Here is an 18,338-nt window from a genome sequence, read left to right on the forward strand (position 1 = left end):
GTGGGCCGCGACCGCAAGAAACACGGCATCGCTTGCGAGGGGCCGTGGCTTCCCGTTCCCATCGAATTCCTGCGCAGCCGCGCCTGTGCCGAACTGAGTCCGCACGCGGCAAAGCTGTTGCTGACTGTGTGGGTGGCGCTTGGACCGAATGCGGGCCGAAACGGAGATATCAGCCTCGCCCCCAAGGCAATGGCGGTCCGAGGCTGGAATTCTCGCGCCACGCTGCACGCAGCGGTTTGCGAATTGGAAAGCGCCGGCCTGTTGTGCAAAACCCGCAAAGGCACACGACTAGATTGCACTCTCTGGGCTTGCACCCTCTATCCGCTGGATTGCGACTTGCGGAAGTTGGAAGTGACGCCGAGCGCCTACACGCAAAATGATTGGAAAGGGTCGGAGCGCGAACACCTCCAGCCGCCTACCGAGGCAAGCCCGGCCGTGTGGCGCCGCGCCCGCCTCAAGATCGACGAACAAGCAAGAAAGGCCATGAATGACGCGACGAAGCGGGGCCAGAAAAAAAATTCTGATGACCCGCTGCGGAACGAAATCCAGAACTTTGTTCCGCCACGGAACAAACCCGCCCTTGCTCAAGGCCCGTAGGCGGCTTTTCGTTCCGCCACGGTACGAAACCCCCTGTTTTGGCCCATAGCTCCGTTCCGCAGCGGGTCACCTATCTAAAGTAGCCATCTATCCACAGAATTTGGAGGCAGCATGAACAAACAAACAGACACCACCGGCGCCCTTGACCGCGCCATCGCCAAAGGCCAGGACAACGCCAACAGCCTGATCGAGCGACTGCGGACTGTCACTGCTGAACGCGACCAACTGATTGCCGATACCGAGGCCGCCGAAATCGCGCGCAAGGAGGCCGAAAACGCGCTTGTGACAGCGCAGGCAGGCGTCGAGCTTGGCGAAGCCAGTGCAGAGGACGTGAGCGCCGCACAGGCGCATTTTGATGAGCTTGAGACCACCGCAGCCGACCTGCCCGCCAAGCGCCAGCGCATCGCGGTACTGAACGCCATGTGCGAAAAGCTGACTGACAACCACCGCAGCGCGGCGGAGCACCTGCAACGCCTTCAGGACGACAGGCGCGAAGCCCAACTTGAGGCGGTGGGAAATCTCGCAAAAGCCGCCAACCAAAAGCACATTGAACTGACCGAGGCCGCCGAAGCCGCCGCCGTTGAAGTCATGGCGTGCGCCGCAGTGCTGGCCGACCAGAAATTCGCCCTTCAAGGCTGCGAGGACGCGCGGCGCTATTTCAATTCAACGATTCGCGGAGATAGGCCGCACCGCATCTTCCAAAACAAACAGCGCATCGCCGACGAAATCGGCCTTGCGTAACTCGCAGCACCGCCCGGCGGGGGGATTGGTCTCCGACCTTGCCGGGCATCACCTCGAAGGACAGAAAATGACAGACAACGAAATTGCAAAACTCAAGGAATACCGGCGTCACGCCCAAGCACGAGTCGCCGCAGGCAAGGCCAGTCAAAGACTATGGGAGGTGGCTGTTCGCAGTTGCGACGCTGCGCTGAACCCCGAAAAATTCACTCCCGAGGAACACCGCGAGATCAACGCCAGAGCGGCCCAAACGCTTGCCTCTGTTGAGAAAACGCTGGCAGTCCGAAAAGCCCGCGCAAAGGCAAAGGATGGCGCGTGAGCGTGAAAAATACAGCCCCCGTAACTTCCGTGGCAGTTGGCGAAATCGTCGATTCGATACCTCCTGAAAGTACGCCGGCCAAGCGCAGAGTGCCACCGATCAAACTGCACACGCTGCGCGACATCAAGACGGAACTTGGCAAGGTGTATCGGGAGGCCCGCGCCGGGAAACTTGAGCCGCAGGACGCGACGCGTCTCGCCTACCTTTTGCGCCAGATTGCCGACCTGACCGTCCAGACCGACCTAGAGGACCGCATCACCGCGTTGGAGGCGCGAACCAATGAGTAAAGACATCGCCCGCCGTGTGGCCTCTTTGGAGGCAACATACGGCACGCCCCTGCCCACTTGCTCGCCTGCCATCGCCGCAGCCCTCAACGCGACAATAAAGCGCCTTGCGGAGCATCCTGAGCAACCCGTTACCGAAGCCGATGCCCGCTTGTTGCTTGAGAAGAATGGCGACCGCTGGATAGACCAAGTGGAGGATGAATTTTGGATCGAGGGCAGAGTCACAGCGTTCATTGCGCTGTGCGAGTTCGCCGCGATACTCGAAACCTTCGGGACTCTGGCGCCAGCGGCTGATGTAGTCGAAACATGGGCGCAACGATTCCGAGACAAGCGGAAACTATCGCCCTATCTGCCGCCGACGCGGTATGCGGAGCACGCAGGAAAACCGGACGGCGTCGGGCCGTGGCCTGTCCTTCAAGCCATCCAACACATCGCGGACTTGGAGATTCCGGGGCGCCGCGACGACTGCGAGTATTCGTATCGACTCACAGAGGCCGACCGTATCGCGGCCCGGCATCGATCCGCCGGCTACCGGCTGAAAGACGAATCAGAGAGGGACGCATGGCGAGCCGAGGGCGAGGTGCTATCGGTGAAAGCCGCCATCGCTCAGGTAGTCGAGCTAGGAAAAGATACGGACTGGCTTGAACGGTACGCACGAACACAGCCGGAATCGGAAGCAACAGGGCTGGCGCGGGCCTTTGTCAGCACGAAGACCAAAATACCGCCACATGAAACCGGGTGACAACCACTCCGGCCTACCCCGCTAGCAAAAAGACGGCGTGTCGCGTTTCCGGCCAAAAAAACAGCATTCGCTGAATGGGACGCCGGCATCCATCAGCCCCACGTCAAGCGTCCCGAATTAGCGATGGTATCTAGCGCAGGATACCTATCCGGATCTAGATTCCTGAATATTTGATAGTTTTCTACTTCATGCTCTGTGAGCGACACGACAGCCAGTTGATAAGAAATGAAAAGTGCCAGCAATTCGTACTCTGAAAGCTGGCTCAATACAATTCTTACGTATCTTGCTGCATCCAAATTTTCTCCGTCTGTCTCGCCGAGCCAAACAAACAGCTCTGACAGAGAACGCAGCGCAGGACCGAAGAGCCCTGTATGTGCTGATTGGTATCGACTCGCATAGGCAAACCAAACTTTGAAGTCACGCTCATAGCTTTTAGCTTGCTCTGACGCCAAGCCTTCTCTTGGCTGAAAAACAGGAGGCTCGTTGGGGTTTTCTTTACGGAACCATTGCTGAATATTGGCCTCTTTGACGAGTCGAATGACCTCCAAGTCGAGATTCATCTTTTCTTTTGCTGAATCGAAGAGGGCGCGTGAGTGCAGTAGCCAAGCAAAAAAAGTTTGCTCGAACCTCTGCCGGTCAATCGCCCTATTCTGTTGCTCAAGCGCCCGAGCCGAGTTCGCCATCTCAATCTGCGACAGTTCAAGCGCCTTCTGTGAAGCCTTGGCGACCTCCCGCGACAACCTCAATTCTTTTGCCTGCATGGCCAAAGTCATCAACAGGCCAAGAAGTGCAAAGAACGAAAACGCAGGGTTCAGAACGCCGCCAAGGTAGTCGCCTAGCTGACCCCACGCAGCGGGGTCGCCGGAAATAGGGGCGTCGTAAAAACGGAGAACGTAGAAGCCGACAGCTAAGACCGCAAGGACCGCCGCAACGAGAAGAATTCCGGCCAGTAGTCCGGGCAGCTTGGACTCATGCTCAATGATCGACCGCTCGGCGCTCTCACCTGTCTCCGACATCATCGACTTGTCTCATCTCGTGAAAAATGAGGCGATTATGTCATATGGGAGACCGGCGCGTCCGACTCAACAGCGAGTTAAGCACTCGCCCGTTTGGCGGGTTTTTTGGCGGGTGCCATTGGGGTGACACCAGAACCCTCAACAACCACAAGGGGTTTGGCGGGTTATTGGCGGAAGCTCAGGGATTCGAACCCTGGATACCTTTCGGTATGCCGGTTTTCAAGTTTGGCGTAGCCGTACTTTACCCTACTTTGTTTAGCCATACACACCTATACAAATCAACGATTTAGTCCGCTTGCGTGTTTGGTGTAACCTGTCGTACCTTTACCCATGATGTTAAACATACGTTAAAAACACGTCTTGGAGAAGGAAAATGACACGGCTGACAAAGGAATTCATCGACAAAGTTCCGCTACCCGCGAAGGGCAACAAGGTCTATTGGGACGACCAGCTTAAAGGCTTCGGTCTGCGCGTCACGGCTGCGGGAAAGAAGGTCTTTGTCGTCATGGGTAGGGTAAAAGGCGAGCAGGTGGGCATCACCATTGGGCCTTATGGTGTCTGGACAGTTGATCTTGCACGGAACGGCGATACACGAAAAACCCCAGACAACTCAATCGAGATAGTGAGGCCGGGTGCAAAGCACCTGCTCAACGCAATGCAAGCGGGCATTGACCCCCGCGAGGAACGCAGAAAGCAGGAAGTGTCCGAGGTCACGTTGCGGAAGGTTGCCGACGCCTACGTCGCCCGACCCGGCAAGCTCAAGGAGAGCAGCAAGGGCGAGATTGAACGCCATGTGGCTACCACCTTTGAGGCATGGGCAGACAAACCTATCACCGCCATTACCGAGGACATGTGCCGTGATCGTTATAGGGAAATGCTCACGAAGGGTCTGCGAGGCAAGGCACCAGCCCCCGGACAGGCGAACCAAGCATTTTCCGTCCTTCGCGCCTTAATCAATTTCGCGGGTCGTAGGTACAAACAGAGCAACGGTGCGCCTCTGATTACCCTTAACCCAGTCAAAGCACTGAAGGACGACTGGGTGAAGTTGCAGCCCCGTATGACTAATATCGGCGAGAGCAAGGTCGGGGCGGTCTGGCACATGCTGACCACATCCCGCGCCGAGGCATACAACCGCGACACCCTTGCCAGCATTGACCTTGTCATGTTCTTGCTGCTGACCGGCGCACGCATTGGCGAGGCATCCGCGCTCACTTGGGACAGGGTCAATTTTGACGAGGGCTGGTGGCACATACCTGACCCCAAGAACAAGAACCCTGTGTGGTTGCCGCTGTCGTCGCAAGCCTTTGAACTGCTCAAGGGCCGCCAGCGCGTGAAGGGTAGCCCGTTCGTTTTCACCAGTTGGGGTAAGGCAGGCCACATCAAAGACCCCCGCGACACGATGGGCAAGGTCAGCGAAGCCGCGGGCACCAAAATCGCGCCTCACGATCTGCGCCGTACATTTGTCGCCATAGGCTTCCAGAACTGCGGCGTTGATCTTTCCAAGCTGGAACTGCTGACGAATCACGTCCTTAAAGGTGTAACCGCCACTCATTACCTACCGAAGCAGCGCCTGCAATACCTACTCCCGGAGGTGCAGCGCATAGGCGACTGGATCGAGGCGCAGGGTAAGGCCGCTGCCAGCGTGGTTATTGAGGAAACCGCCCCCGCATAGTTTGACGAAACTAAAGCGGGCGGCGCTTGCATGGCCGATGATTCATCGCGTACAGTTGCGTTCAGTTGCAACCCGAATACGCAATGTAATTCGGGGAAGCGCCGCACTGGGGCGCTCCCGCGAGGAAAATTCCAGAGCCGAGAGCTGGTGAGCTAAGGGTGAAAGCCCCCCAAGGAACCAGACACCGCCCGAACCCGTAAGTGGGCTGAGTGACCCTCAAATAATTCCACGGCAAGCTCGCCTTGCTGCTGCACTACCAGATACACCGCATCGGCAAGGCACGTCTTAGGACTTGCCCAAATGACTGCCGCACGCAAACTGCTCACCAACGCCGAAACCGCCGAACTACTTGGCATCCTTCCCAACACGCTGGAAATTTGGAGGGGCAAGGGTAAAGGCCCGCGCTTCCTGAAAATGGGGCCGCGCAAGCAAGACGCCATTCGCTACGACGAAGCCGAAGTGATGGCATGGATTCAGGAGCGCACCTGCTCCAATACCAGCCAATACATGAACCTCCCGCAACAAGCCCAGCACGCTTGAGGGGAACGACATGTCACACGATCAAGAAAAAACCGGCGAGGGTCGCAACACCCTGCCGGTTAAGGACGAAACCAGCCCCCTGAATGGACTAGGGGCTAGTTTAGGAAACCTCGCCGCGCAGGGCTTTGACAATTTGGGCGCACAGCAGGACGACGGTAGCGATCAATACCAGTACGGCGGCACCATGCCGATCTTCGCCCCTGTCGCCCAGCAGCCCGACCATATCGCATGGCCTCCGGGGTTTGCGGGTGCCTTGGCGAGCTTTATCTACCACTCAGCACCGCGCCCGGTCGCAGAGGTTGCGATTGTCGGGGCGCTTGGGCTGCTCGCTGGAATATGTGGTCGTCGATGGGTCATTTCCAATACGGGGCTTAACCTCTACCTCATCTTGGTTGCTCGTTCTGCGATAGGCAAAGAGGCGATGCTTACCGGGATCGGGGCGCTAGTCATGGCAGCGTCGAAGAAGGCACCTGACGCAGCGCGGTTCGTGAGCTTCACTGACTTTGCATCCGGCCCCGCGCTGGTGAAGGCGATTGCTGAGAATAGCTGCTTCGTGAATGTCGCGGGTGAGTTTGGCCACAAGTTTGCGAAGATGGCAAAAGCGAAGGAAGGACCGGAAAACTCGCTTCGAAACGTACTCACGAACCTGTATGCCAAGTCTGGGCCGCAGTCGATTGCGGGCGGTATTTCATACAGTGACAAGGAGAAGAACGCAAACGCCCATGCAGGTATTGCGTATAGCTTGGTTGGCGAAACCACCCCCGGCACTTTCTACGACGCAATTACTCAAGACGTGATGGCTGACGGGTTCATGTCACGCTTCACGGTTATTGCTTACGAAGGCGACAGGCCGGACAAGAACCCTTGCCCGCAACTGGTGCCGCCAGAGAACTACATCATTCACCTCTCTGACATCGTCATGCAGGCCGTACAGCATGAGCTTCGTAATCAGTATCAGGATGTGTATTTTTCACCTGACGCGGAACAGATGCTAACTGCATTCGAGGCTGAGTGCGACAGCAACATACGGAAGGCAGGAGACGACGAATCCCGCCGACAGATGTGGAACCGGGCGCACCTCAAGGCGCTTCGCATTGCCGCTCTGCTGGCGGTCGCCGACAACTGCCTGAACCCCTGGATAACCGCAGACCATGCGAAATGGGCGATTGACCTTGTTCGGCGGGACATCGCTCTGTTTTCCAAGCGTCTGAACGGCGGCGATATTGGCGATGGCGACGACGTTCGGCAAAACAAGGTTCTGGCACTGCTTCTCGAATACCTGACCCACGATCTGCCGGACACATGGAAGCACATTGAGCCGATGAAACGTAACGGCATCGTTCCATATAACTGGCTTCAAAACAGGACGCAGCGTGTATCGGCGTTTGAAAAGCACCCGATGAAATCTACGGTGGCATTACAGCAAACAATCAACGCGCTGATTAACTGCGGCGTCATTAGCGAGGTGTCGAAATTGCAGATGACGGAGAAGTTCGAAAAGCACTCAAAGGCTTATGCCATCGTGGAATTGCCGGGATACGAGAAACCGGCAGTCACAAGGGACTGGACAGATAAATTCATGGAGGCCGCCAAGGTGAAAAGCAAATGACAACCACATAGGCTAGTAGCGCCTCAATAGCGCAACTAGCCTACCTTCCATCGGATGTGGCGGGAAGATCGGGCTAGAAGTAGCCTGCGATAGCAAGATCGGGCTATTGCCGCAAACCCAAGCGCAGCAAGGGTTTTAAGTAAAAAAATAAAAAAAATAGCGTAATAGCCAAAGGTACTTAAATTGTCAGTTTGTGCGAGAAAAGGGGTGAGGATGGGTGGGCTTGGCTATTACGCTATTACGCTATTTTTTCCAGTGCCAGCCAAACCATAGCCAGCCAACGCCATGCAAACCATAGTGATGCAACGGACAACAAACCGGCAGCGCCAGCGGCCTGCCAATGTGGTAATCAACAGGAGAAAGTGAAATGATTAAGACAGGCGAAGCACTGACACTCGACAAGAACGAAGCGTACCAACTGCGCGAGCTACTGGACTCGCTGACCGACTTTTCCAAAGGTCTAGCGATTGCCGAGACTGCCGTACCCGACATTCGGGAAGCGGTCTGGGGCTTGCAGAAGAAGCTAAAACGCGCCGATGCAGCGTCGGGCATGGGGAAGCTGTAGCCGCTGTAGCAGGTGTAGCCAATACCCATGCACCGGCCAGCAAAAACAAAGCGCCCTTGTCGGGCGCTTGTCGTGATGCTTTTGTCATGTACGTCAGTTCGGGGCGGTCGTTCTACTGATGCCCAAGAACTTACGGCGAGCGTAATACTCACAGCTCACATTGTTTTCGTTCCAGCCGTGGGCAGGTGCAGCCGCCTTCGCTTCCTTGAGGGTAGCGGCAGGGTTCGCGTCCAGCCATGCCCACACAGCAGCGCACGCCCCGCCAACCTTCGGACGCTTGACCCCGTTGCGTTCCTCCTGCTCGACCTTCGGCACCTTGCTTGCTGTGGTCACCTTCTCCGGCTTCACAGGTGCCGCGCTCTCCTTCCAGCCGAAGCGCACCTCGTCGCCATCCTTATGAACCGTGATTGCAACCCGTTCGGTCGGTATGCCAGCAGCGACACCAGCGCGACGGGCATTCACTCGCTTGGTGTAGGTCGTTGTCGATTGCTTCATGTCGTTCTCCTGTGTGTTGTTGATGACAACGCAATTACAGGATGCATCTCCGAGAAGCGGCAAGCGATTAGTCATGCAGTCAGCGGCTAAACATGGAACAGCAAATACCTAGTTTGACGTTCGCGGCTTGTAAGCGATTGGAATTGTTCCGCTTTGTCGTCGGTCGTCGCGCCCCGTTTAACGTATGTGCAGCATTGGCCCGAAATTGGGTCGTGCGAACGGTCAGCAAGCGCACCAGCAAAGCCGACACAAAACCACTACCGCTAGTAGGTTTGACGGAAGAATGCCCTAGATGTAGTGGCTTTCATCAAGCTATTACCGGTAATTTGCCATAAGCTGCACTCACTACAACACACCAGCCGAGAAGAGGCCAGTTTTGCCAACCGACAACGCCAGGAACCAGCAAGCATTCCGCGACCGACTGAAACAGGACGGCGGCGCTCGCGTGGAACTCACTTTGAACAAAGACCTTCTCCAAGCGGTGGAGCAGGTCAGACAGAGTCTTGGGGCGGGATACACCCGCCAAGACGCATTAACCCACCTTCTCAACCAAGGAGCATCAACCGTGAAGACCAATCAGTACCGCGAAGACCAAACCAGCGGGCAACCGTCCCGCCCGTCTCAGATGACAGTAGCCGAGCATCAGGAACTTGAGAAATTCAAGGAATCCCTGCCTCAAGCTGCTCTCGCCACGCAACAAGTCCAGCAAGCGCACGCCTTCAATGGCGGCGACGATGGCGCTCGACGCAAAGCTGCATTCGAGGCGCAACTCAACGCCAGCAACCAGCATCGCAAGTAAATCACCAACCACAAAGGAACTGAAATGAACGCCCCTGAAACGAACAAACTCCGCGAAACCCTCGCTGACGTAATCGCCAAGCACAACGAAGCCAGCGGCGAATACACCCTGCTGCACTCGCAATGGCACGAAGCCGCCGCCAAGGGCGAGGACGCGAAAGCCGACAAGCTGGAAATCGAAATTGAGAAGGCGCGACGCTTAATGCTCCGCCTTGAACTGCGCCGCGCTGCACTTGAGGCGGACATTGGAAGTGCCGAAGCAGTTGAAGCAGCCGCCCGCGCTGCGAAGCTCAAGGCGACCGCTGACAGCATCCTCGCAAGAGCTGGCAAGCGCATTGCTGACATTGAACCGCTGTGCGGCACGCTTGCAGAACTGGTGCGGGCGCTGGAAGCAGACTTCCGTGATTGGAAGGAAGCACGCTACTTCGCGCAGCAGTCCGGCGCGACCCCGGAAGGCTTCGCCACGCAAGAGAACGATGCTCGCGTCAGCCGCATTGTTGAATCGCTTGGCATGTCCAAGAACCGTGTTGGCAGCGTAGCGAAGGAACTGAGCCGCGTTTCCGTGTTTATGTAATTCGCATCATCAGGCGTAACCAATGTGGTCAATGACCGCATTCAGTGCCTCTCAAACAACACCGAGAGGACAGCATGAAAACAGGACGCGGCCCGAAGGCCATCACCTCATCCACCAGCATTAAGCAGGCCGAACGACGCGCCGAAGTTTTGAGGTTGAGACTCGACGGCCACACCCTTCAAGCGATTGGCGACCGCCTCGGTATTCGCGCTGACAGCGTGCATGACATCATCACGCGATCACTGCGCGACATGACGAAGGAACCTGCGGAACAGCTTCTTGATCTGGAACTAGCCCGCCTCGATTCGCTGTATGCGGAGGCAATGAACGTCCTTCGCAGTTTCACGCCCTTGCTTCACAACGGCAAGATCGTTCAAATCCCCGTCATCGACCGCAACGGGGAAGTCGTTAAAGACCCCGATACCGGACTGCCGCGCACCTGCATTGCAGAGGACAAAGCGGCTCGCCTCGCCTCGATAGCGGCGGCAGTGCGTGTCATGGAGCGGCGAGCCAAGCTCACTGGCCTAGACGCCCCAAGCCGCTTCCAGCAGGACGTGACCCTTACCACCGACGAGAAAAAGCCCTACGACCTGAGCAGGCTGGACATGGACGAGGTTCAGCTTCTGGACTATCTGATGCGTAAGGCGGAAGACCCGAACGCAACACCAGCAGCGAGAAGGAACCTCAACGCGAAATGGGGCGAGCGCAGCGAGTGCCCGGAAGAACTGACCCCGGACGAAATGGCTACCGTGAAAGAGGTGTTCCGCAAGCTGGGCGTGAAGTACCTCGTAATTGACACGGTGAATGGTTGGCGTGTCCCGCCCGCACTGCCCAACACATAAAAGGAGAACGAACAATGATTTCCAACCACACCGACGACGCGCATAACATCGTCGTTCATTACGACACCGAGGCGACGGAACCCGCTACGCGGTTCATTGTCTGGGTAGAGGGTAACGACAGGCATGTGGTCGCTGAAGATGGCGAGTTGCCTGCCTCAACGTGGGCGCGGGTATTGGAGCAGGTGCAAGACATGCGCCGCAGCCTTGCCGAGGCAGAGCAGCGCGACCCGGCATGGAAGAACCCCGCATTCATTCGAGGCAACCCACACCGGCAAGCCCACGTCTATGCAGGCATTGAACCGACGCGGGAACAGGTCGCCGCTCACATGCGGAAATGGATTATCTGGTCACTCTGGCAGCTTTCCAACCCGTACCGAAACGACAATGCAATGGAACGCATTGCCGCCCTTGGTGCGCTTGCTGAACTGTACGGGCTGCACCAGCCACAGACGGTCTATTTCACGGTGCCCACGCTGGAACAACTGAACGCCGAAATCGCACGACGCGAGGCGCTGTAATGAGCGAGGGGCGCGACATTATCGAACCGGCGAAATGGCCGCAGCGCAACGACAAGCGGGTGCCGGTTCTGGATATGAACTTTGACCCGCCCCGCGTCGTGCGATATGTCGGCTGGCGTCCTTGCACCTGCTGTGGCCGTAAGTTCTTCAGCCGTGACGTTGCAGGTGTTCGCATGTGCCTACCCTGCAAAGACGGCACGCGGCGCGAAAGCTGGTAACACCCGATAACCACAAACACCACTCAGGCCGAGGCATAGCGGTGAGTTCCTCGTAAAACAAACCTCCGCAGTTCGTAGGGCATCTCCTCCTTGCTTGATGCGAACACTCAAGCCCGCCCTAGTCGCATGACTTCGGCGGGTTTGTTTTGAGCAGATTAATCATCCGGCAGCAACACGGCTAAATCGTCGCGTAAGCCGCTTTGAACATCATCAAGGCAAGTGTATTGAGGATTAGTCGAACGTCGCCTATACGAACTGTCGATTCTGGGCGGCGTAGCGGGCGGCACAGCCAACGATCACCGCAAGGGTGCCGCACTGGTATTGGCTCGGGTACTGCGCGGCCTGTAGCGGCGCTGTGTGCCGGGTAGTCGCGGGGCTGCAACGCTGGCCGGTGCTGGTGTTGCGGGAGGGTGCGCCGTGCTGGCAAGCCTCACGCAGCTTTACCGGCATTGTTAAACATGTGTTAAACGAGCCGTTTTGTTCTCGACGCTGATTAGCACCGAATTTGCCCTTGCATGTGGTCAGTTGCAGCGACTTTCTTACTGATCTTGCATAACGCTGAAAGTGCGCTAAGTTGTTGTATTTATTGGCGGAAGCTCAGGGATTCGAACCCTGGATACCTTGCGGTATGCTGGTTTTCAAGACCAGTGCAATCGACCACTCTGCCAAGCTTCCTAAACCTTACCTACAACAAATTTCAAGACCGGTGCAATCGACCACTCTGCCAAGCTTCCGTTTGGTCCGCGCTCGCCGGTTTCGCGAGCTGGCGCGGCCGGAGTATAGCCGATTGCGCCGCGTCCGTCAGTCGCGCTCGAAGAGCGCAATCGATTCCACATGCGAGGTCTGCGGGAACATATTGGCAATGCCCGCGCCGATGAGTCGATAACCCTTTTCATAGGTCAGCACCGCCGCATCGCGCGCGAGCGAGGCCGGATTGCAGGACACGTAGACGATCCGGCGCGGCGCGTCTTCGCCCAGGGCGCTGACCACCGCATGGGCGCCGTCGCGCGGGGGATCGATCAGCAGTTTGTCGAGTTTTCCAAAGGCGGCCATGCTGTCTTCGGTGGCTTCGAACAGGTTGGCCGCATAGAACTCGGTGCGCTCCGCGAGGCCGTTGGCGCGTGCGTTTTCGGCGGCACGGGCGACCAAGGCATCGCTGCCCTCGACCCCAATGACGGTAGCCCCGGAGCGCGCGATCGGCAGGCTGAAATTGCCCAGGCCACAGAACAGGTCGGCAATGCGCTCGCCGGGTTGCGGGTCGAGCAGTTGCATCGCTCGACGCATGAGCACCCGGTTGATCGGGATATTCACCTGCGTAAAGTCATTGGGCCGGAAGTTCATCGTCACATCGAACTCAGGCATGCTGTAGGTCAAGGCCGGCGCCGCTTCCGGGTGCACGCAATACGCCGTTGCCGGGCCGGCAGGCTGCAGCCAGACCTGCACTGCGTTCGCCTCGGCGAACGCCCGCAACTGGGCCAGATCGTCGTCGCTCAATTCAACCAGATTGCGAAACACGAGAACGGTTTCTGTGTCACCCACGGCGATCTCGATCTGCGGCACACGATCGGGCACGGACAATCCGGCAATCACGCGACGCATCTGCGGCAGCATGTCCGAGATATGCGGCGGCAGAATCTGACACGAACTCATGTCGGCGATATAGCTGCTGCGCTTTTCATGAAAGCCCACCAGCACGCCACCCTTTGAGGGGACATGCCGCACCCCGATGCGGGCGCGATAGCGGTAACCCCAGGGCGCGCCAACAACCGTCGGGTAGATGATGGCGGGTTTGAGTCGGGCAATGTGCCAGAACGCATCTTCGAGCACGCGCTGCTTTGCCGCGGCTTGCGCGTTGGAGTCGAAATGCTGCATCGAGCAGCCACCGCACTTGTCGAAGAAGGCGCATTTCGGCGTGACCCGCTGCGCACTGGCACGAATGATCCTGGTGATCTCGGCTTGCTCAAAGGTCTTTTTCTTCCGGACGACCGAATACTCGACCTCTTCGCCGGGCAGTGCGCCATCGACAAACACCGCCTTCCCTTCGGCAGAGCGAGTCACACCCCGACCTTCGTGGTCGAGCGATTGGATGATGGCAATGGGCATGTTCGGCTGATCGTAAAGAAAGGCGGTATTGTAACGACCCCTCAGACGACATCAATCCTTCATCTCGCTACGACCTCGGCGAAGCGAAGGGGCGCCAAGCACCGAATCACGAAACACTTCGACACAACGCACAATCTGAAACAATTTAGACATCCCGCCAAAATCCCTACAACCGCAGTGCAACTAGCGTTTGAGGCCGTTAAATGATGTTGCGGCACAGCAACAAAACACTTGTATGCGATCATCCGCGTGCTAGTATTTTCAGCGAGTTCTGCAAAACGCAGGATCAACATCAACGCAATACCCAACCCAAGAAAGAGGTCCTCGAACATGAAAAATTCTCTCCTCGTCGCCGCCCTTGTCGCTCTCGCCGTGTCCGCTTGCGGCCAAAAAGAAGAGCCGGCTGCACCGGTCGCTGCGCCGGCTGTTGAAGCCCCCGCCGCCGCTCCGGTCACCGAAGCCCCCGCTGAGGCCGCCAAGGAGATGAGCGCCGCTGACGCCGCCAAGGACAGCGCCGCTGCTGCCGCAGACTCCGCCAAGGATGCTGCTGGTCACGCCATGGAAGCCGCCAAGGAAGGCGCAACCGCTGCGGTGGAAGCCACGGGCGACGCCGCTGCTGCCGCCAAGGACGCCGCCGGCAATGCCGTTGAAGCTGCGAAAGAAGCCGCTGGCAACGCCGTTGAAGCTGCCAAGGACGCCGCAGCCGATGCCAAGCCGGAAATGCCCAAGCAGTAAGCGCTTTATCTGCCGCAATCAAAAAACCTCGCTTCGGCGGGGTTTTTTGTTTTCAAGCGCGCAATACGATCCAGTCGGACCCGGCCTGCTGCGTTGCAATATGCCAGATGGTGGATGTATCGGAGAGCACCTGCGTGAGGCAGGTCGCCACATGGTGGGGATCGTTATTGGTTTCGCTCAAGTGTGCGGCCAGCACGGCTTGCAGCGCATCACCTCGCAGCGCGCGCAGCAAATCCGCCGCAACGCGATTCTCCAGATGGCCCAGGCCACCGCTGATCCGCGCTTTCAGTCGCGCGGGATACGGGCCTTGCGCGAGCATGGCCGCATCGTGATTGAACTCCAGCATCAGGCCGGCACATCCGCGCAGCGCATCGCGCATGGATGCCGTCACGCTGCCCGCGTCGGTCAACACACCCAGCGACAAGCCACCGGCCGACACGACAAACTGGATGGGCTGCTCCGCATCGTGCGGAACGGCATAGGGGCGAATCTGGAGGTCCTGGACGACGAAGTCGATCGTGCCATCGATGTCTTCAAGACAGGGCACAGAAATCTTGCGGCGCGCCAACGCGCGGCGTGTACCGGCTGAGGCATAGACCGGGCAGGAAAACCGTTTGGCGAGAGCCGCAACCCCGGCCACATGATCGCTGTGCTCGTGAGTGAGGAGCACCGCGTCGATCTGCTCTGGCACAACGCCCAGCCGTGCCAGACGCTGCGCCAGTGCGCGTGGCCCGAAGCCACAATCGATGAGCAAGCGCGTTCGCCCCGACTGGACCAGCAGCGCGTTACCGCGACTGCCGCTGCCCAGCGAGGCGAACCGGATCACTTCAGCTGTTCGTGCAGCAGGCCGAGGATCTTGGTGGCGGTCTGCGAGGTATCCTCGCCGCCTTCAGGCGTGAGCACACGGACGCGACTGCGGTCGGCGTTTTCGCCGGCCACCTGGATCCGATACTCGCTGCCCGACACCACGGGTTTGTCATTGCTGCGCCAGAAGGCCAGCTTCGACAGGAAGCCTTCTGGCTTCTTGGTGTTGTTGTCGAGTTCGGGATCGATGTAGCGCACGTAGTACACGCCTTCCGAACGGTTGCGATCCTGCACCGTGAAACCGATTCGATCGAGCGCCAGGCCGACACGACGCCATGCACGGTCGAAGGGATCGTCAACCTTGAGTTGGGTCTGCCCGCCGGCGGTCGCTAGCGTGGCTTGCTCGGGACGCGGTGCGACCGCGACGCTCTCTTCGGCCCGCTTTTCTTCGGCGCCCAGATGCACCATCAGGCGGCGCAGCATTTCGGCTTCGAGTTCCGGATCGGCCGGACGCGGCTGCCAGACCGTGGTCGACTTGGATTCGTTTTCGTAGATTTCCATCATGCCGCGGTGGCTGATGAACACCTCAACCGTACCGGGCTCGGTGCCCTTTTCGATGCGGGTGCGGAACTTGTCGCGCTCGGGCGTCGAGTACAGACCATCAAGAACCTTGCCGAGCGTACCGCGGATGATGTCCTGCGGGATCTTGGCGCGATCTTCGGCCCAGTCGGTTTCGAGCACGCCGATTTCCGGCGAATCGATGTTCAGGATGAAGCCCAGCTCGATCCAGAAATTGCGCACGTCGGGCCATAGCTCTTCGGGCGTTCTCTTGATCACCAGCCAGCGCTGGGAGCCTGCACGTTCAACGCGCATGCCGGCCTCGGCGGGCAGCACTTCGCGCGACTCACCCGCACCCGCGGTTGCGACGCGTTCGGTGTTATAGGTCGAGAAAGTGGCCGTCCCCTTGCCGCCCGAGTCGGGCACGGCATAGCGGTCGTTGCGATTGGGCACGGTCAGATCGGGGGGGATTTCCAGCGTCGGCGCCTTGGCCGCGCTCTTGTAGTCGATCTTTTTGGTTTCGATCATGCTGCCATTGCAGCCAGCCAGCACCAGGCTGGCGGCGAGCACGGAGAGAGTCGCGGTGTGACGTCGCTGCATCGTGATGAATACCTATCGAATTAGACGGACAGCCCGGCAGCGCGCATGGCATTGCGCACCCGGTCGTGGTTGATTTCGCCAAGCGGCGTCAGCGGCAGGCGGAGCGTCGGGCCAATCAGCCCCAGCTGATTGACCGCCCACTTGACCGGAATCGGGTTCGCTTCGCAGAACAGTTCGCCATGCAGGCCGAGCAGTTTCTGATTGATGGCACGCGCGGTGACCACGTCGCCCTTGAGGGCCGCAATACACATCTCGTGCATCATTTTCGGTGCCACGTTGGCGGTCACCGAGATGCACCCGTGGCCACCCATCAGGATGAAAGCCAGCGTGGTCATATCGTCACCGGTATAGAGCGCAAAGCCCTCCGGCGCGCGTGCGACCAGATCGCAGGCACGGCCGATGTTGCCGGTCGCATCCTTGATGCCGATGATGTTCGGGATTTCGGCCAGACGCAGTGTCGTGTCGTTGGACAGATCAGCCACCGTGCGACCCGGCACGTTGTACAGGATCATCGGCAGCTCGTCGGCTTCCGCAATCGCGCGGAAGTGCCGATACATGCCTTCTTGCCCCGGCCGGTTGTAATAAGGCACGACCGACAGGCCCGCCATGGCGCCAGCGCCCTTGGCGAAGCGGGTGAGCTCGATGGCTTCGGCGGTGGAATTGCCGCCGGTGCCGGCAATCACGGGAATGCGTCCGGCCGCGTGCCCGACGGCCACACGAATCAGTTCGCAGTGGTCATCAACGTCGACGGTCGGGGACTCGCCCGAGGTGCCGACGATGACGATGCCGTCAGTGCCTTCGCGCACATGGAAGTCGATCAGAGAACGCAGGCTGTCGAAATCGAGGCTGCCGTCCTCGTGCATCGGGGTAACGATGGCGACAATGGATCCGGTAATCATGGGTATCGGGTCGAAAAAGCAAAAGTGCATTGTACCCGAATCGCGCCAAGCAACATCGGCGTGATAAGGCCGGGCCGCGGGCGCCTCAACGCCCACGGGCCCGGCCATGACAGACGATTCAGATGTCGGCGAGCGCCTTGATGTGCGCAACCACCGAACGGGCCAGCGACGACAGGGCGTAGCCGCCTTCCAGAATCGAAACAATCCGCTTCTCGGCACACTCGGCGGCCAACGTACGCAGTTGCTCGGTGACCCACACGTAGTCCGCTTCGACCAGTCCCAGGGAACCCATGTCATCTTCGTAGTGCGAGTCGAAACCCGCCGAGATCACGATCAGCTCCGGGGCATGCTTGCGCAGTGCCGGCATCCAGATGTCGGTGACGATCTGGCGAAACGCATCGCCACGCGTCCCCGCAGGCACCGGCACGTTGACCATGTTGGGCGCCGGATTGTCGGTGCCGCTGTAGGGATAGAACGGGTGCTGAAAGATGCTTGCCATCATCACCCGCGGATCATCCTTGAAGATGTCCTCGGTGCCGTTGCCGTGATGCACATCGAAGTCGATCACCGCGACGCGCTTCATGCCATAGGCTTCCATGGCGTGATGCGCGGCGACCGCCGCGTTGTTGAAGAAGCAAAAACCCATGGCATTGGTTTTTTCGGCATGATGGCCCGGTGGCCGAACCGCGCAAAACGCGTTCTCGACCTCTTTGGACATCACCAGATCAACCCCGAGAATGCCCGCCCCCGCCGCGCGAACGGCAGCTTTCATCGAGCCCGGCGACACGGCGGTATCCGGGTCAAGGTGGCGGATGCCGGTTTCAGGCACATTGGCCAGCAAGCCTTCGACATGCGCACGCGGATGCGCGCGCGACAACTGCTCGACCGTTGCAACCGGCGCATCATGAAACGCGAGGAACAAATCCAAGCCAGCGGCAATCAACCGGTCGTTGATGGCCGAAAGCCGGTCCGCACATTCGGGGTGATAAGGCCCCATTTCGTGCAACCAGCAATCCTTGTGTGTGATAAATGCCGTAGCTGTCATATCCCCCCTTCCCTGTTAACCAGCATCCGTGACCTGTCGGGCTCTCAAGTTCTACTATTTTTTATCG

General features: G+C 58.7%; 21 protein-coding genes and 1 tRNA gene. 14 read left to right on the top strand and 8 right to left on the bottom strand.

Annotation, left to right across the window (positions count from 1 at the left end; translation table 11 throughout):
• The 5 genes from FHP89_RS01910 (at nucleotide 1) to FHP89_RS01930 (ending at nucleotide 2,680) form a co-directional block, all read left to right on the top strand.
• Nucleotides 1-597, top strand: a complete 597-nt coding sequence (locus FHP89_RS01910; protein ID WP_186300280.1) for a hypothetical protein — start codon at nucleotides 1-3, stop codon at nucleotides 595-597.
• Between the two features lie 111 nt (nucleotides 598-708).
• On the top strand, nucleotides 709-1,338 hold the full coding sequence (locus FHP89_RS01915) for a hypothetical protein (protein WP_144176974.1): 630 nt from the start codon (nucleotides 709-711) through the stop codon (nucleotides 1,336-1,338).
• 67 nt (nucleotides 1,339-1,405) lie between these two features.
• Nucleotides 1,406-1,654, top strand: a complete 249-nt coding sequence (locus FHP89_RS01920; protein ID WP_144176976.1) for a hypothetical protein — start codon at nucleotides 1,406-1,408, stop codon at nucleotides 1,652-1,654.
• Nucleotides 1,651-1,941 carry a hypothetical protein gene (locus FHP89_RS01925; protein ID WP_144176978.1) on the top strand — a complete coding sequence of 97 codons (291 nt, stop codon included), beginning with the start codon at nucleotides 1,651-1,653 and terminating at the stop codon, nucleotides 1,939-1,941. The genes FHP89_RS01920 and FHP89_RS01925 overlap by 4 nt, the downstream gene beginning before the upstream one ends.
• Nucleotides 1,934-2,680, top strand: coding sequence for a hypothetical protein (locus tag FHP89_RS01930; RefSeq protein ID WP_144176980.1), 747 nt, complete (start codon nucleotides 1,934-1,936; stop codon nucleotides 2,678-2,680). Before FHP89_RS01925 ends, FHP89_RS01930 begins: the two co-directional genes overlap by 8 nt.
• A gap of 92 nt (nucleotides 2,681-2,772) precedes the next feature.
• On the opposite strand, the gene FHP89_RS01935 is transcribed toward FHP89_RS01930, so the two are convergent.
• Nucleotides 2,773-3,699 carry a putative phage abortive infection protein gene (locus FHP89_RS01935; protein WP_144176982.1) on the bottom strand — a complete coding sequence of 309 codons (927 nt, stop codon included), beginning with the start codon at nucleotides 3,697-3,699 and terminating at the stop codon, nucleotides 2,773-2,775.
• Nucleotides 3,700-4,069: 370 nt separating this feature from the next.
• Between FHP89_RS01935 and FHP89_RS01940 the strand changes: the two genes are divergently transcribed.
• From FHP89_RS01940 to FHP89_RS01955, 4 genes are all read left to right on the top strand, one after another.
• On the top strand, nucleotides 4,070-5,368 hold the full coding sequence (locus FHP89_RS01940; RefSeq protein WP_144176984.1) for a tyrosine-type recombinase/integrase: 1,299 nt from the start codon (nucleotides 4,070-4,072) through the stop codon (nucleotides 5,366-5,368).
• Nucleotides 5,369-5,668: 300 nt separating this feature from the next.
• Complete coding sequence (locus tag FHP89_RS01945) at nucleotides 5,669-5,908, top strand: helix-turn-helix transcriptional regulator (protein WP_144176986.1); 240 nt, start codon at nucleotides 5,669-5,671, stop codon at nucleotides 5,906-5,908.
• Between the two features lie 10 nt (nucleotides 5,909-5,918).
• Complete coding sequence (locus tag FHP89_RS01950; RefSeq protein WP_144176990.1) at nucleotides 5,919-7,517, top strand: DUF3987 domain-containing protein; 1,599 nt, start codon at nucleotides 5,919-5,921, stop codon at nucleotides 7,515-7,517.
• A 367-nt stretch (nucleotides 7,518-7,884) separates the two neighbouring features.
• On the top strand, nucleotides 7,885-8,082 hold the full coding sequence (locus tag FHP89_RS01955) for a hypothetical protein (protein WP_144176992.1): 198 nt from the start codon (nucleotides 7,885-7,887) through the stop codon (nucleotides 8,080-8,082).
• Nucleotides 8,083-8,175: 93 nt separating this feature from the next.
• On the opposite strand, the gene FHP89_RS01960 is transcribed toward FHP89_RS01955, so the two are convergent.
• Entirely contained in the window at nucleotides 8,176-8,577 is a 402-nt protein-coding gene (locus FHP89_RS01960) for a hypothetical protein (protein WP_144176994.1), read from the bottom strand.
• 445 nt (nucleotides 8,578-9,022) lie between these two features.
• Here FHP89_RS01960 and FHP89_RS01965 point away from each other — a divergent pair, with 445 nt between their 5' ends.
• The 4 genes from FHP89_RS01965 to FHP89_RS01980 all read left to right on the top strand — a co-directional run bounded on the left by FHP89_RS01965 (nucleotide 9,023) and on the right by FHP89_RS01980 (nucleotide 11,309).
• Nucleotides 9,023-9,376, top strand: coding sequence for a hypothetical protein (locus FHP89_RS01965; protein ID WP_144176997.1), 354 nt, complete (start codon nucleotides 9,023-9,025; stop codon nucleotides 9,374-9,376).
• A gap of 24 nt (nucleotides 9,377-9,400) precedes the next feature.
• Complete coding sequence (locus FHP89_RS01970) at nucleotides 9,401-9,949, top strand: hypothetical protein (protein ID WP_144176999.1); 549 nt, start codon at nucleotides 9,401-9,403, stop codon at nucleotides 9,947-9,949.
• 74 nt (nucleotides 9,950-10,023) lie between these two features.
• A complete protein-coding gene (locus tag FHP89_RS01975) occupies nucleotides 10,024-10,791 on the top strand; it encodes a helix-turn-helix domain-containing protein (protein ID WP_144177001.1) in 768 nt (255 codons plus the stop codon).
• A gap of 14 nt (nucleotides 10,792-10,805) precedes the next feature.
• Nucleotides 10,806-11,309 carry a hypothetical protein gene (locus FHP89_RS01980; protein ID WP_144177003.1) on the top strand — a complete coding sequence of 168 codons (504 nt, stop codon included), beginning with the start codon at nucleotides 10,806-10,808 and terminating at the stop codon, nucleotides 11,307-11,309.
• Nucleotides 11,310-12,114: 805 nt separating this feature from the next.
• Here FHP89_RS01980 and FHP89_RS01985 read toward each other — a convergent pair.
• Both FHP89_RS01985 and rlmD read right to left on the bottom strand, forming a co-directional pair.
• A tRNA-Ser gene (locus tag FHP89_RS01985) sits at nucleotides 12,115-12,202 on the bottom strand.
• A gap of 126 nt (nucleotides 12,203-12,328) precedes the next feature.
• Nucleotides 12,329-13,630: a 23S rRNA (uracil(1939)-C(5))-methyltransferase RlmD gene (rlmD, locus tag FHP89_RS01990; RefSeq protein WP_144177005.1), complete on the bottom strand. Its 1,302-nt coding sequence runs from the start codon at nucleotides 13,628-13,630 to the stop codon at nucleotides 12,329-12,331.
• 231 nt (nucleotides 13,631-13,861) lie between these two features.
• On the opposite strand from rlmD, the gene FHP89_RS01995 reads away from it, so the two are divergent.
• Nucleotides 13,862-14,365 carry a hypothetical protein gene (locus FHP89_RS01995; protein WP_260851438.1) on the top strand — a complete coding sequence of 168 codons (504 nt, stop codon included), beginning with the start codon at nucleotides 13,862-13,864 and terminating at the stop codon, nucleotides 14,363-14,365.
• A gap of 52 nt (nucleotides 14,366-14,417) precedes the next feature.
• On the opposite strand, the gene FHP89_RS02000 is transcribed toward FHP89_RS01995, so the two are convergent.
• The 4 genes from FHP89_RS02000 to FHP89_RS02015 form a co-directional block, all read right to left on the bottom strand.
• On the bottom strand, nucleotides 14,418-15,191 hold the full coding sequence (locus FHP89_RS02000) for an MBL fold metallo-hydrolase (protein ID WP_222105295.1): 774 nt from the start codon (nucleotides 15,189-15,191) through the stop codon (nucleotides 14,418-14,420).
• Nucleotides 15,188-16,327, bottom strand: a complete 1,140-nt coding sequence (gene bamC, locus FHP89_RS02005; RefSeq protein WP_144177007.1) for an outer membrane protein assembly factor BamC — start codon at nucleotides 16,325-16,327, stop codon at nucleotides 15,188-15,190. The genes FHP89_RS02000 and bamC overlap by 4 nt, the downstream gene beginning before the upstream one ends.
• Nucleotides 16,328-16,347: 20 nt before the next feature.
• Nucleotides 16,348-17,226 (bottom strand): 4-hydroxy-tetrahydrodipicolinate synthase, encoded by an 879-nt coding sequence (gene dapA, locus FHP89_RS02010; RefSeq protein WP_144177009.1) that lies wholly within the window; start codon nucleotides 17,224-17,226, stop codon nucleotides 16,348-16,350.
• Nucleotides 17,227-17,344: 118 nt separating this feature from the next.
• Nucleotides 17,345-18,271, bottom strand: a complete 927-nt coding sequence (locus FHP89_RS02015) for a histone deacetylase family protein (protein ID WP_144177011.1) — start codon at nucleotides 18,269-18,271, stop codon at nucleotides 17,345-17,347.
• Nucleotides 18,272-18,338: the final 67 nt, after the last annotated feature.

Origin of the sequence: Denitromonas ohlonensis, assembly GCF_007625205.1 — a bacterium.
GTDB classification, from domain to species: Bacteria; Pseudomonadota; Gammaproteobacteria; order Burkholderiales; family Rhodocyclaceae; genus Nitrogeniibacter; species Nitrogeniibacter ohlonensis.